The 319-nt window shown below is 51.1% G+C and carries 1 rRNA gene; it reads right to left on the bottom strand.

The window, feature by feature from the left end:
- Window positions 1-110: ribosomal RNA gene (locus tag AB4Y36_RS40505) — 23S ribosomal RNA — on the bottom strand; the annotation flags it as partial.
- Window positions 111-319 lie beyond the last annotated feature (209 nt).

The following is a 319-nucleotide window of genomic DNA, read 5'->3' on the forward strand; positions in this document are numbered from 1 at the left end:
CTGTGGATCAAAGCTCGTTTGCCAGCTCCCCACAGCTTTTCGCAGGCTACCGCGTCCTTCATCGCCTGTGATCGCCAAGGCATCCACCACATGCACTTGTTCGCTTGACCCTATAACGGGTGTGTCTTGCGGCCAGAGTTAGCGCTTTAGCGCTTACTCTGGGCTCATCCCCGTAGGGGACAAGCAGAAGAACACTCGCTACAGGTTGAGTATTCGTGTTGCGCCGTATTTCAAGGCAATCTTTCGATCACTTAAAAATACATTGATACAATCACAACCCTGATTCACCTACTCCACACCCATCTCCAGGTGTGTTTTG

Origin of the sequence: Paraburkholderia sp. BR10936 (assembly GCF_040965735.1) — a bacterium.
GTDB classification, from domain to species: Bacteria; Pseudomonadota; Gammaproteobacteria; order Burkholderiales; family Burkholderiaceae; genus Paraburkholderia; species Paraburkholderia nodosa_A.